General features: G+C 74.5%; 8 protein-coding genes. 3 read left to right on the top strand and 5 right to left on the bottom strand.

Annotated features, from left to right (window positions below; all coding sequences use genetic code 11):
• Window positions 1-22 precede the first annotated feature (22 nt).
• Complete coding sequence (locus ACIQCH_RS11785) at window positions 23-2,866, bottom strand: FAD-binding and (Fe-S)-binding domain-containing protein (protein ID WP_402580496.1); 2,844 nt, start codon at window positions 2,864-2,866, stop codon at window positions 23-25.
• 177 nt (window positions 2,867-3,043) lie between these two features.
• On the opposite strand from ACIQCH_RS11785, the gene serC reads away from it, so the two are divergent.
• Window positions 3,044-4,162, top strand: coding sequence for a phosphoserine transaminase (gene serC, locus ACIQCH_RS11780; protein WP_402580495.1), 1,119 nt, complete (start codon window positions 3,044-3,046; stop codon window positions 4,160-4,162).
• 131 nt (window positions 4,163-4,293) lie between these two features.
• Here the strand turns inward: serC and ACIQCH_RS11775 are convergent, their stop codons facing one another.
• Window positions 4,294-5,322, bottom strand: a complete 1,029-nt coding sequence (locus ACIQCH_RS11775) for a WD40 repeat domain-containing protein (protein ID WP_402580494.1) — start codon at window positions 5,320-5,322, stop codon at window positions 4,294-4,296.
• Window positions 5,323-5,398: 76 nt separating this feature from the next.
• Between ACIQCH_RS11775 and ACIQCH_RS11770 the strand changes: the two genes are divergently transcribed.
• Window positions 5,399-6,082: a GDSL-type esterase/lipase family protein gene (locus ACIQCH_RS11770; protein WP_402580493.1), complete on the top strand. Its 684-nt coding sequence runs from the start codon at window positions 5,399-5,401 to the stop codon at window positions 6,080-6,082.
• 58 nt (window positions 6,083-6,140) lie between these two features.
• Here ACIQCH_RS11770 and ACIQCH_RS11765 read toward each other — a convergent pair whose 3' ends face one another.
• Window positions 6,141-6,578: a hypothetical protein gene (locus tag ACIQCH_RS11765; RefSeq protein ID WP_402580492.1), complete on the bottom strand. Its 438-nt coding sequence runs from the start codon at window positions 6,576-6,578 to the stop codon at window positions 6,141-6,143.
• A complete protein-coding gene (locus ACIQCH_RS11760; RefSeq protein WP_402580491.1) occupies window positions 6,571-9,795 on the bottom strand; it encodes a M36 family metallopeptidase in 3,225 nt (1,074 codons plus the stop codon). The genes ACIQCH_RS11765 and ACIQCH_RS11760 overlap by 8 nt, the downstream gene beginning before the upstream one ends.
• Window positions 9,796-9,950: 155 nt before the next feature.
• On the opposite strand from ACIQCH_RS11760, the gene ACIQCH_RS11755 reads away from it, so the two are divergent.
• Window positions 9,951-10,940: an aldo/keto reductase gene (locus tag ACIQCH_RS11755; RefSeq protein ID WP_402580490.1), complete on the top strand. Its 990-nt coding sequence runs from the start codon at window positions 9,951-9,953 to the stop codon at window positions 10,938-10,940.
• Between the two features lie 197 nt (window positions 10,941-11,137).
• On the opposite strand, the gene thpR is transcribed toward ACIQCH_RS11755, so the two are convergent.
• Window positions 11,138-11,695: an RNA 2',3'-cyclic phosphodiesterase gene (gene thpR, locus ACIQCH_RS11750; RefSeq protein WP_402580489.1), complete on the bottom strand. Its 558-nt coding sequence runs from the start codon at window positions 11,693-11,695 to the stop codon at window positions 11,138-11,140.
• Window positions 11,696-11,917: the final 222 nt, after the last annotated feature.

The raw sequence follows: 11,917 nt of genomic DNA, 5'->3' as shown, positions 1-11,917 counted from the left end.
CCGTCCGCTGAACCGGGCCACCCTAACCGGGTCCGGTGCCGCTCTCCGCAGCGGCTCGGTCCAGCCCCTCGGCCAGCAACTGGGCGGTGTGCAGCCCGGGTCGGCCGCCCCGGTCGGCCAGTTGGGCCAGCTGCGTACGACAGGAGAACCCGTCCGCCAGCACCGCCGCCGACGGCCCCGCCTCCCGGACGGCCGGCAGCAGCCGCTCCTCGGCGCAGGCCACCGAGACCGCGTAGCGCCCGGCGCCGCGCTCGAAGCCGAAGTTGCCGGCGAGCCCGCAACAGCCCGCGCTCAACTCGCCGACCAGTCCGGCCCGTTCCCGGAGCCGGCGCTCGGCCGCGTCGCCGAGCACGGCGTGCTGGTGGCAGTGCGTCTGCCCGACCACGGCCCGGTCCAGCCGGGGCGGGCGCCACCCGGGCGCGCACTCCTCCAGCGCGCCCGCGAAGGTCCTTACGGCCGCGGCGAGCCGGGCCGCCCGCGGGTCGTCGCCGAGCAGGTCGGGCAGGTCGGTGCGGAGCGCGGCCGCGCAGCTGGGCTCCAGTACGACCACGGGCGCGCCGGAGTCCAGTACCGGCCCGACCACGTCCAGGGTGCGGCGCAGCACCGTCCGGGCCCGGTCGAGGCGGCCGGTGGAGACGTACGTGAGCCCGCAGCACACCGGGCCGTCGGGCAGCCGCACCGCCAGCCCCGCGTCGCGCAGCACCCGGACCGCCGCCGTGCCCACCTCGGGGGCGAGGTACTCGGTGAACGTGTCGGGCCACAGCACGACTTCGGGCCCGCCGGCCCCGTCCCCGGCCTCCCCGAACCCCTTCGAGAACGGCACCCGCGCCAACCGCGGCAGGTCCCGCTCCGGCGTCACCCCGGCCACCCGCCTGGCCAGCGCCGCCAGCCCCGGCGTCCGCCCGACCGCGTTCACCAGCGGCCCGAGCCCGGCCCGCGAGACCAGCCGCAGCCAGTCCGGCAGCCCGCCCATCGAGTAGTGCGCGGCCGGCCGCACCCGGCCGGCCCAGTGGTGGTGCAGGAACTCGGCCTTGTACGTGGCCATGTCCACCCCGACCGGGCAGTCGCTCCGACACCCCTTGCAGCCCAGGCACAGGTCCAGCGCCCCGCGCACCTCGGGCGAGCGCCAGCCGCCCGTCACGACCTCCCCGGCGAGCATCTCGTGCAGCAGCCGGGCCCGGCCGCGCGTGGAGTGCCGCTCCTCCCCCGTCACCCGGTAGGAGGGGCACATGACGTCCGGCCCGGGCGCGTCGGCCCGGCACTTCGCCACGCCCACGCAGCGCCGTACCGCGGCCCCGAAGTCCCCGCCGTCGTCCCGGTACCCGAAGGCCACCGGCACCGACCGGGCGGCCGGCAGCACGCCGAACCGCAGCCCGGCGTCCAGCGGCAGCGGCCGCACCAGCATGCCGGGGTTCATGCCCCCGGCCGGGTCCCACACGTCCTTGTACGCGCCGAACAGCCGCACCACCTCGGGCCCGTACATGCGCGGCAGCAACTCGGCGCGGGCCTGCCCGTCCCCGTGCTCGCCCGACAGCGAGCCGCCGTGCGCGACCACCAGGTCGGCGAGTTCCTCGGAGAAGGCCCGGAAGCGCGCCACGCCCGCCGGTCGGACCAGGTCGAAGTCGATGCGGACGTGGATGCAGCCCTCGCCGAAGTGCCCGTACGGCGTCCCGCGCAGCCCGTGCGCGGCGAGCAGGGCCCGGAACTCCTTCAGGTACCCGCCCAGCCGCTCCGGCGGCACCGCGCAGTCCTCCCAACCGGGCCAGGCCTCGCTGCCGTCGGGCATCCGGGTCGCCGTGCCGGCCGCGTCCTCGCGGATCCGCCACAGCGCCCGCTGCCCGCCCGGGTCGGCGATCACGGTCGCGTCGAGGGCGTCGGCGGCCCGCACCAGCCGACCCGCGGACGCCTGCGCGGCCCCCGCGTCCGCCCCGCCCACCTCCACGAACAGCCACGCCCCGCCGCGTGGCAGCAGCTCCGCCGCCCGCGCCCCGCGCACCAGGTCCCGGGCCATGCCCTCCACCGTCAGCGGACCGTGCGGCAGGAGGCCCGCGGCCGCCTCCGCCGCCGCGCTCTCGTCGGCGTACCCCAGCACGGCCAGCACCCGCGCCGCGGGCACCTCGACCAGCCGCAACTCGGCCTCGGTGACCACCCCGAGGGTGCCCTCCCCGCCGCAGAACGCCCGGGCGAGCTCCGGTCCGCGCTCGGGCAGCAGCGCGTCGAGGGCGTAGCCGGAGATCCGGCGCGAGAAGGCCGGGGGCATCCCGGTGCGCAGCACGGACAGGTGCCCGGTGACGAGCTCGCGCAGGCCGGCCGGGGCGCCCTCCCAGCCGGTGCCGATCCGGTGCGCCGTACCGCCGTACGTGCGGACCTCCAGCGCGCGGACGTTGTCGGCGGTGGTGCCCCAGGCCACCGAGTGGGCCCCGCACGCGTTGTTGCCGATCATCCCGCCGAGCGTGCAGCGGCTGCGGGTGGAGGGGTCGGGGCCGAAGGTGAGCCCGTACGGTGCCACGGCGGCCCGCAGCGCGTCGAGGACCAGGCCCGGCTGGACGACGGCGGTCCGGGCCCCGGGGTCCACGGAGACCAGCCGGTTCATGTGCCGGGTGAGGTCGAGCACGACGCCGGTGCCGGTGGCCTGGCCCGCGATGGAGGTGCCGCCGCCGCGCGGCACGACCGGCACCCCGGCCTCCCGGCACACCCGCAGGGCCTCGGCCGTGTCCTCGGCGTCGCGCGGGGCGACTACCCCGAGCGGGACGCGGCGGTAGTTGGAGGCGTCCATGGTGGTCAGGGCCCGGGCGGCGGGACCGAAGTCGACCTCGCCCCGGACCGCGCGGCGCAGGGCGTGCGCAAGATCCGTCACCCGGCCCATCCTCGCGGCAGTCCCCGCCCGCGGTCGAGGACCCGCCGGGGCGGGCCGCGGGGGCCGGATCCGGGCCCGCGCGCGGTCGCGTACCGCTCGGTAACCCCTCGTGCCGGAGTCCATCGGATCGTCTCACCGGGTGGACGTGTGCCGGACGGGGCGCGCAGGACCCGATACGCTCCGCCCGTGGCTGAGATCCAGATTCCCGCTGACATCAAGCCCGCCGACGGACGATTCGGCGCGGGCCCCTCCAAGGTGCGGACGGAAGCGCTGGACGCGCTGGCCGCCACCGGAACCTCTCTGCTCGGCACCTCCCACCGCCAGGCCCCGGTCAAGAACCTGGTCGGCTCGGTACGGGACGGCATCCGCGCGCTCTTCTCGCTGCCCGAGGGCTACGAGGTGATCCTGGGCAACGGCGGCTCCACCGCCTTCTGGGACGTCGCGACCCACGGCCTGATCGAGCGCAAGTCCCAGCACCTCACCTTCGGCGAGTTCTCCTCGAAGTTCGCCAAGGCCGCCAAGCTCGCCCCGTGGCTGGACGAGCCCACCGTCGTCTCCTCCGAGCCGGGCACCCACCCGGAGCCGGTGGCCGAGGCCGGCGTGGACGTGTACGCGTTCACCCACAACGAGACCTCCACCGGTGTCGCCGCACCGCTCGAGCGGGTGGCGGGTGCGGACGAGGGCGCGCTGGTGCTCGTCGACGCCACCTCCGGCGCCGGCGGCCTGCCGGTCGACATCACCGAGACCGACGTCTACTACTTCGCCCCGCAGAAGTCCTTCGCCTCCGAGGGCGGCCTGTGGCTGGCGGCCTTCTCGCCCGCCGCGCTGGAGCGCGCCCAGCGCGTCCACGCCTCCGGTCGTCACATCCCGGAGTTCTTCTCGCTGCCGACCGCGATCGACAACTCGCTGAAGAACCAGACGTACAACACCCCGGCCCTGTCGACCCTCTTCCTGCTCGACCAGCAGCTGAAGTGGATCAACGGCCAGGGCGGCCTGTCCTGGGCCACCGGGCGCACCGCGGCCAGCGCCCGCGCCCTGTACGGCTGGGCGGAGGAGTCCAAGTACGCCACCCCGTTCGTGGCGGACGCGGCCAAGCGCTCCTCGGTCATCGGCACGATCGACTTCTCGGACGAGATCGACGCGGCCGCGATCGCCAAGGCGCTGCGCGCCAACGGCATCGTGGACACCGAGCCGTACCGCAAGCTCGGCCGCAACCAGCTGCGCGTCGCGATGTTCCCGGCGATCGACCCGGCGGACGTGCAGGCCCTGACGGCGTGCATCGACTACGTGATCGAGAAGCTCTGACCACGCCCTGACACCGCTCACGACGGGGCCCCGGCGACCGGACAGGTCGCCGGGGCCCCGTCGTCGTACGCGCCCCCGGCCCGCCGCGCACGTGCACGCGGGGCCCGGCCGGGCCCGTGCCGGCCCCCGGCTCAGCCGCCGCTGCCGCCGCCCTTGCGCAGCAGGCGCTTCGCGCCGAGCACCACCGCCGTGGCCACCGCGAGCACGACCGCGCCGACCGTGAAGCTCCCGTCGTCCCCGGTCGCCGGGGCGCCCGCGGCCCCGGCGCCGGCCGGCTTCGGGGCCGTGGGCGAGGTGCCCGGTCCGGCGCCGTCCGCGCCCTCCTTCGGCACCGGCACGGCGACGACGCGGCTGCCCGCCCCCTCCGAGCCGAACATCAGGGTGGACCCGTCGGGCGAGTACGTCACCGACTCCGCCTGCGCCTGCAGCGGCGCGCCGACCCGTTCGCCGTCCCCCACCGGCCGGCCCGCCGTCCACGGATAGGCGCGGGCGAAGAAGTAGCCGCGCAGCGCCAGCTGCTTCCCGTCCGGGGAGAACGCCCCGTCCGTCACCCACGGCACGTCCGCGACCCGCCGGAACACGTTGGTCCCGGAGGCGCTGAGCCGCTGCGGACCCTCGTAGAGGTGCCCGGCGTCCTCGCTCTTGCTGGCGATGTAGACCCGGCCCGTCACCGGATGCACCATCAGGGCCTCGGCGTTGCGCGGCCCGTCCTCGTAACGCACCGTGTACTGCACGGCCTTGACCGTCCGGTCGCCCAGTTCGTCCGGCTCGGGCAGCTCGTAGATCCACACGTGCCGCCACGAACCGATGTTGTCGCCGATGTCCCCGACGTACAGGTGGCCGTCCGGCCCGAGCGAGACCGCCTCCACGTCGCGCGGCCGGCCGACTCCCGTCATCGTGATCCGGGCGACCGTGCGGCCGGTGGCGGAGTCGACGGCGTACAGGTAGGGCCCGTCGTCGGAGTCGTTGTGGGTCCAGTACACGCCGGGGTGCTTGCGGCTGGCGGCCAGACCGCTGGACTCGGTGATGCGCGGGTCGGCGATCGTGAAGGAGGCGGTGCCCGGCCCCTCGGCGGCCGCGGCGGCCCCGGCCGCCGGCCCGGACAGGGCCACCGCCGCCAGCACGGCGGCGCTCGGGAGGGAACGCAAGAAGAGGCGCATCCTCCCAGCCTGCCATCCGCGCGGGGGTGGTCAGGCTCACAGCACCGGCGCGGGCGTGATCCGCGATGATGACCGGATGCGTTTCATGTTCGTCGGCGACTCCATGACCATCGGACGCGCGGGCGACTTCACCTGGCGCTACCGGATGTGGCAGCACCTCAACGCGACCTTCGGCGGCCCCTACAAGATCGTCGGACCGCGCAGCGAGGTGTACGACACGTTCGCCGACGCGCCCGTCTCGCACGAGTACGCCGACCCGGACTTCCCCGCGCACGCCCGCCGCCACCTCGCGGGCTGGGGCGAGGGCTGGCTGCACATGCACCCGCTGATCGGCGGGGCGGTGGCCGCGCACAAGGTGGACGTGCTGCTGGTCTCGCTCGGCCTGATCGACCTCGGCTTCTACACCGACGCCGACCAGACCGCCGAGAACGTCCACCGCTTCGTCACCGCCGCCCGCGAGGCCCGGCCGGGCATACGGATGGTCCTGCTGCCGGTGATCCCGAACGTCCGGGCCGAGGCCGACGCGCCGTTCGCCGCCCAGTGCACCCGCTTCAACGAGCTGCTGGCCAAGGCCGTGGCCGACCTGGACACCCCCGCCTCGCCGATCCTGCTGGGTGCGCGCCCGCAGGCGTACGACATCCACCGGGACACCTACGACGGCACCCACCCGAACGCCTCGGGCGAGCACCGCCTCGCGGGCGAGTTCGCCGACGCCATGCACCAGGCCTGGGACCTCGGCGGGCCGTACGCGATGCCGTAGCGGCACCGCATACGGGTCCGCGCCTGCCGGCCCCGCGCCCTCCGGGGGTCGTGCGCGCTCACCGGACGACGAACGTGAGCACCGCCGGGTCCCGGTCGGCGCGCGGTAGGCGTACCTGCGCGGTACCGGGCCGGACCGCCCGGACCTCCCATTGCTCGTACCCGGCGCCCGTCGCGTCCGCGCCCCGGAACACGATCACCGCGTCGCCCCGCACGCTCGGCTCCGGCAGCCGCCGGCCCACGCGCGCGCGGCGGAGCAGTGCGGTCTCCCCGACCGCCAGCGCGCCGGTGAAGCCGTCGTCCGCGGCCGTGAGGACCCGGCCGCGGGCCGACGGCACCGCGGTCGCCGCCGTCGCCGCCGTCGCCGTCGCCGTCGCCGTCGCCGTCGCCGAGGACACGCTCGCCGAGGCCGGCGGGGCCGGGGCCTGCGACACGCCGCCCCCGCACCCGGTGAAGAGCGCGAGGGCGGCGAGGCAGGCCAGGCGGCGGTCAGCCACCGTCCCGCACGTTGAACGCGAGGAGCATCTTGGTCCGCCGGTCCAGCTGGAGCGCGGTGGAGGCCGCGTTCCGGTAGACCGCCTCGGCGTCGGCCACCGCCGCACCGAAGGTGGAGTCCTTGATCCAGTTCCCGTCGGTGTCCACGGGGGTGGACAGGTCGTACGAGCCGTTCGCGAAGTTCAGCCACGCGGCGAGCAGTTGCGTCGACATCGTCCGCCGTGGGTCCGGCGAGCCGTTGCTCAGGATCCCGTACGCCTCGGCGCGGGTGAGCGGCCCGTACACGGAGCTCATGAACGAGGCCACGCTCAGCAGGCAGTCCAGCTGCGCCGGGGGGAGCTGGCCGATGACCGCCCGCCCGCCGAACTGGTTCATCCAGTACGCCTGGTCGTGCGCCTGCTTCGTGTTGCCGGTGGTGATCACGGCCGCGGTGTCGGAGGCACTGCCCCCGTCGTCGTCGCGGCCGGTGAACGTCAGCGTGGACAGGCAGGCCCGCCCGTACGCGTGCGAGCGGGTCGCCGTGACGTTGCGGGGCTGGACGGACGGGCTCAGCGGCGGGTCGGCGGCAGGCGGGTTCACCAGCGACAGGAAGCTGTCGGAGGTGCCGTCGCCCCAGGCCCAGGTCAGCGTCAGGTCGTCGCTGCCCGGGTCGGTCGAGGAGGCCTTCACCGCCACCGGGACCCCGGCGTGCGCGACGTACGCCTGCTGGCCGTTGTACGTCGTCCGGCCGTCCGGGGCGATGACCGCCGTCGGGCGGACGTTGCCCATCACCACGCTGGTGCTCGCGCAGGTGGTGGTGTCGTCGTCGCCGCCGCAGACCTCGATGCGGAAGGTGCCGTCGTCCCCGTACGCGTGCGGCTCCGAGAAGGACAGCGTCCCGTCGGGGCGGACGTGCTCCTCCGTGCCGGACACCGACTGCGGACCGTTGCCGTCACCCCAGTCGACGGTGACGGACAGCGGGTCGAGCCAGCCCGGGTCGGTGGTCTTCCCCGTGAGGGTGACCTCGGTGTTCTCCGGGCCGCCGGCCACCGGATCGAGGGACATCGTCGGGGCGACGTTCGTCACGGTGACGCTGGAGGTGTCGGTGTCGGTGTTGCCGGCGGCGTCGGTGACCTTCAGGCCGATCGGGAACACGCCGTCCTGCCCGACGGTCCGGAAGGTGGGCCGCACGCCGGTGGCGTCGTCGTGGTCGCCGTCGCCGTCGAGGTCCCAGGCGTAGGACACGAGGGCACCGGCCGAGGCCGCCGTGCCCCTCGTGGAGGCCGACCCGTCGAGCTGGACGTCGGTGCCCTCGGCCGTGGTGTACGGGCCGCCGGCCCGCGCGGTCGGCAGGCACTGCGCCGGGACGGTCGTGCTGGTCGTCACCGTCATCTGGTCCGAGCTGGACGTGGCGCCCTGCCCCATGCCCCGGGCCGCGAAGACCCGCCACAGCAGGCACTGGTTCGCGCCGCCCGTGTTGGTCCGGTCGGCCGCCAGCACCGCGTCGCGGGCATCGAGGAAGCTCGGCGAGGACGGCGTGTTCTTCAGCCCGTCGACCAGGAGCTGCTGCGTGTACGCGATGCCCTTCGCCTTGCGGACGTCGTACATGGTGGCGGCCCAGATCTCGCCGTTGTCGTGCACGTCGTTCGCGGCGCTGTAGGTGGCGTACGTCCAGGGGTGCGTGTCGTACGCGGAGTGGCGCAGGCCCCGCGTCGCGTCGCCGCTGTCGTACTCGCCGACCACCGCGTCGCCCCACTTCAGGAAAGAGACCACGTCGCTCCAGCCCTCGCCGAGGGAGTCGGTCTGGGGGCCGCTGCCGAAGGTGCCGCCGCCGACCAGGCGGGCGGACAGGCCGTGCCCGTACTCGTGCGCGATCACGTCGCCGTCGAAGTCCCCGTCGCGCCAGGCGAAGAGGGGCGCCGTCCACATGTACATCTGCATGCGGGGGCTGTTGCCGTCCGGCGGGGTGTAGAAGTTGGCGTTGTTCAGGCAGCGGATCCTGTTCGGCGGGGTGGCGTCGTCCGTGCAGCCGTTGTCCCAGCCGTCCTGCGCCTCCGCCAGCACCGGGTCGTTCTGCGCGCCGCCGCGGCCGAAGTTGCTCGCCTGGAAGTTCCCCGCGGCCTCGTCGAACCCGAGGCCGTACAGGTAGTCGTGCATGACGTTGGTGTAGTAGAAGAGCTGCGTGACCGCGGCGTTCAGGTCGGCGTCCAGGTTGGCCTGCGTATGGCTCTGGTTGGTGCGCCAGGTGTCGCCGAACGCATAGTCGAAGTGCTGGAAGGCCGGGTCGCCGGACGCCGGCGACTGCGGCCTGGCGGCGTCGGCGCTGTTGTCGTTGTCCTCGTCCCGGTAGGCGTTGACGTTGTTGCCCTGGGTGAGCCGGTCGGCCACCCACGAGCCGTCCCGGCCGGTGAACGGGGTGACCGTACGGGCGGCGCCCGCCGCGTCCGGGTGCTGCGTCGTGAACACCGTGCCCTGGGGGCCCGACCTGCGGTAGAGGTTGTCGCGGCTGAGGATCGCGCCGCTCTCCGCGTCGACCACGGTCTGGTACCAGGCCTGGCCCGAGGCCTCGATGTCGGTGAGCCAGGCCGCGCGCAGCGTCCGGCCGTCCCGGGACGGGAACCAGACCAGTTCGGCCGTCACGTCGCTGGGCTTGTGCAGCTGCTCGGCGTAGCGGTTCTTGAAGCGCTGCTTGCCCTTGTCCCGGTTGTCGGCGCCGGGCAGCACGTGCCGGACCCGCAGGCCGTGGGCGCCGGCCGACTCGTCGAGGGCGTCCTGCGCCGTCAGCTCGACGGAGCCGGCCGGGGCCCCGGTGGCGGCCCGTCCGCCGACCAGGACCAGCCGGCCCCGGCTGTCGACGGTGGCCGTCAGCAGACCGCCGTGCACCCGCATGCCGTCGACGACCTGACCGATCGTCACCTGGTGGGCGCCGTTGTGCTTCGTGAGGTACGAGGCCGCCACGACCAGCTGCCCGGCCTGCTCCTCCGACAGGCCGAACTCCGCACGGTGGTCGCGCACGTACTGCAGCACGATCCGCTCGGCCGGCATCCGGGAGGGCCCGGTCAGCCAGCCCTGCGGGTCGTAGACCATCCGGGCGTGACCGCTCGCCGGATCCTTGCGCACGAACGGCCCGACGGAGCCCTCCGGACGCGGGGCCGCGGCCAGCGCCGGGGCGAGGGCCAGCAGTATGGCCGTGGTCGTGGCCGCGGTAAGGAACCTCGTACGGAATCGCCTACTGGTCACCGGCTGGCCTCCCGAGAGCCGACGCACCCCCCAGGTCCGCAGTCCGGACCCGCGCGCTGCCCTGTGAAGTAACCCAGCCGCGATCAAGGGTCAACGAGCCCCGCCGGACACGGGGACTTGCTTGGAGCGGACTCCAACCAGTTGGCTGGGGGACCATGAAGTACACGCAGCTCGGACGCACCGGCCTGAAGGTCAGCCGACTCGTACTCGGCACCATGAACTTCGGCCCGCAGACCAACGAGGCCGACAGCCACGCGATCATGGACGCGGCCCTCGACTCGGGTCTCAACTTCTACGACACGGCGAACGTATACGGGTGGGGCGAGAACAAGGGCCGCACCGAGGAGATCATCGGCACCTGGTTCGCCCAGGGCGGCGGCCGCCGCGACAAGGTGGTCCTGGCCACCAAGGTCTACGGCTCCATGTCGCGCGAGGGCGACACCTGGCCGAACGAGGACCGGCTCTCGGCGCTGAACATCCGCCGGGCGGTCGAGGCCAGCCTGAAGCGGCTCCGGACCGACCACATCGACCTCTACCAGTTCCACCACGTCGACCGCCGGACCCCCTTCGAGGAGATCTGGCAGGCCGTCGACGTCCTGATCCAGCAGGGCAAGATCCTCTACGCGGGCTCGTCCAACTTCCCCGGCTACAAGATCGCCCAGGCCAACGAGGCCGCCGCGCGCCGCGGCATGGTCGGACTGGTCAGCGAGCAGTGCCTGTACAACCTCTCCGAGCGGCGGGCCGAGATGGAGGTCATCCCGGCCGCCCAGGAGTACGGGCTCGGCGTGATCCCGTGGTCCCCGCTGCACGGCGGGCTGCTCGGCGGGGTCATCAAGAAGGAGGTCCAGGGCGGCCGCCGCGCCTCCGGCCGGTCCGCCGACGCGCTCGCCGTCACCTCGGTGCGCGCGCAGATCCAGGCCTACGAGGACCTGCTCGACAAGCACGGCCTGGAGCCGGGGGAGACCGCGCTCGCCTGGCTGCTCACCCGGCCCGGCGTGACCGGTCCGATCGTCGGCCCCCGCACGGTGGAGCAGCTGGAGTCCGCGCTGCGGGCCGTCGAGCTGGAGCTGGGCGAGGAGGTGCTGGCCGGGCTGGACGAGGTCTTCCCCGGCCCGGGCCCGTCCCCGGAGGCCTTCGCCTGGTAGCACCCGGCACCGGGTACGACGCGACCGCCGGGCGGCGTTCGGCCACCCGGCGGTCGGTGCGGTTTTACGGGGCCGGGCCGCCCGCTACTTCATCGCCGCCGCCACGAGGACGACGACGAACATCAGCGCGAGCACGCCGGCCATGACACGGTTCCTGGTCTTGGGGTCCACCCATCGAGCGTAACCGGAGGCGCGGCTCACCCCGTCAGCGGCCAGGAGGCGACGGTCTCGTAGCGGGGCTGCTCGCCGGGGACACCACTCACCGGAAGCCGGCTGCGCACCAGGTGCACGTCCCCGACCTGCCAGTACGCCCCCTCGAACGCGCCAAGCTCGGCGGTGTAGGGACGCATGTCGGCCCGACCCCGGCTGCGCGCGACGGTCAGGTGCGGGGTGTAGCGGCGGTGCTGCTCCATCGGGATCCCGGACCGCCGGGCGGCGGCGTCGGCCCGGTCGGCCAGCAGCCGCATCGTGTCGATGCCGCCCGCCGCCCCGATCCACAGGGCGTGCCCACCGAAGTGTCCGGCGCCGTGCAGACGGATCCGGAACGCCTCGGTCCGCTCGGCCGCGCGGGCGAGGCGGGCGTGGAGCTCCGGCAGGAGGTGCTCCCCCACGTCGCCCATGAAGGCCAGCGTGAAGTGCCATCCCTCGTGCGGGGTCCAGCGCAGCTCGCGGCCGGTCCGGGCCAGCGGGTCCACGACCCGGGCCAGCTCGGCGACGGCCTCCGGGGGCGGAAGCACGGCGGCGAACAGTCTCATACCGGCGACGATAGCGGGGGGTGCGGAGGCGCGGCGGGGCGACGCGGTGGGCGGGGATGGGCGGGGATGGGCCTGGGTCGGTCGGGGCTGGGCCGGGACTGCGTGGGTGGATCGGTGTCGGGGCTTGCTCTCGCTTCGTGGGGCCGTCCCGTGGTGTGTGGGTCCCCTCGCCTCTTGACCCGTCATGGCCTGCAGGCCCTGCGGCAGGCCCACCCCTGGGGC

Source organism: Streptomyces sp. NPDC093225 (genome assembly GCF_044753805.1).
GTDB lineage: Bacteria > Actinomycetota > Actinomycetes > Streptomycetales > Streptomycetaceae > Streptomyces.
This window is presented reverse-complemented; position numbering and strand designations above follow the sequence as displayed.

Coding starts and splice junctions, on each gene's coding strand:
- thpR (WP_402580489.1), bottom strand. CDS start 11,695: ATGAGACTGTTCGCCGCCGTGCTTCCGCCCCCGGAGGCCGTCGCCGAG.
- ACIQCH_RS11775 (WP_402580494.1), bottom strand. CDS start 5,322: ATGCGCCTCTTCTTGCGTTCCCTCCCGAGCGCCGCCGTGCTGGCGGCG.
- ACIQCH_RS11770 (WP_402580493.1), top strand. CDS start 5,399: ATGCGTTTCATGTTCGTCGGCGACTCCATGACCATCGGACGCGCGGGC.
- ACIQCH_RS11785 (WP_402580496.1), bottom strand. CDS start 2,866: ATGGGCCGGGTGACGGATCTTGCGCACGCCCTGCGCCGCGCGGTCCGG.
- ACIQCH_RS11755 (WP_402580490.1), top strand. CDS start 9,951: ATGAAGTACACGCAGCTCGGACGCACCGGCCTGAAGGTCAGCCGACTC.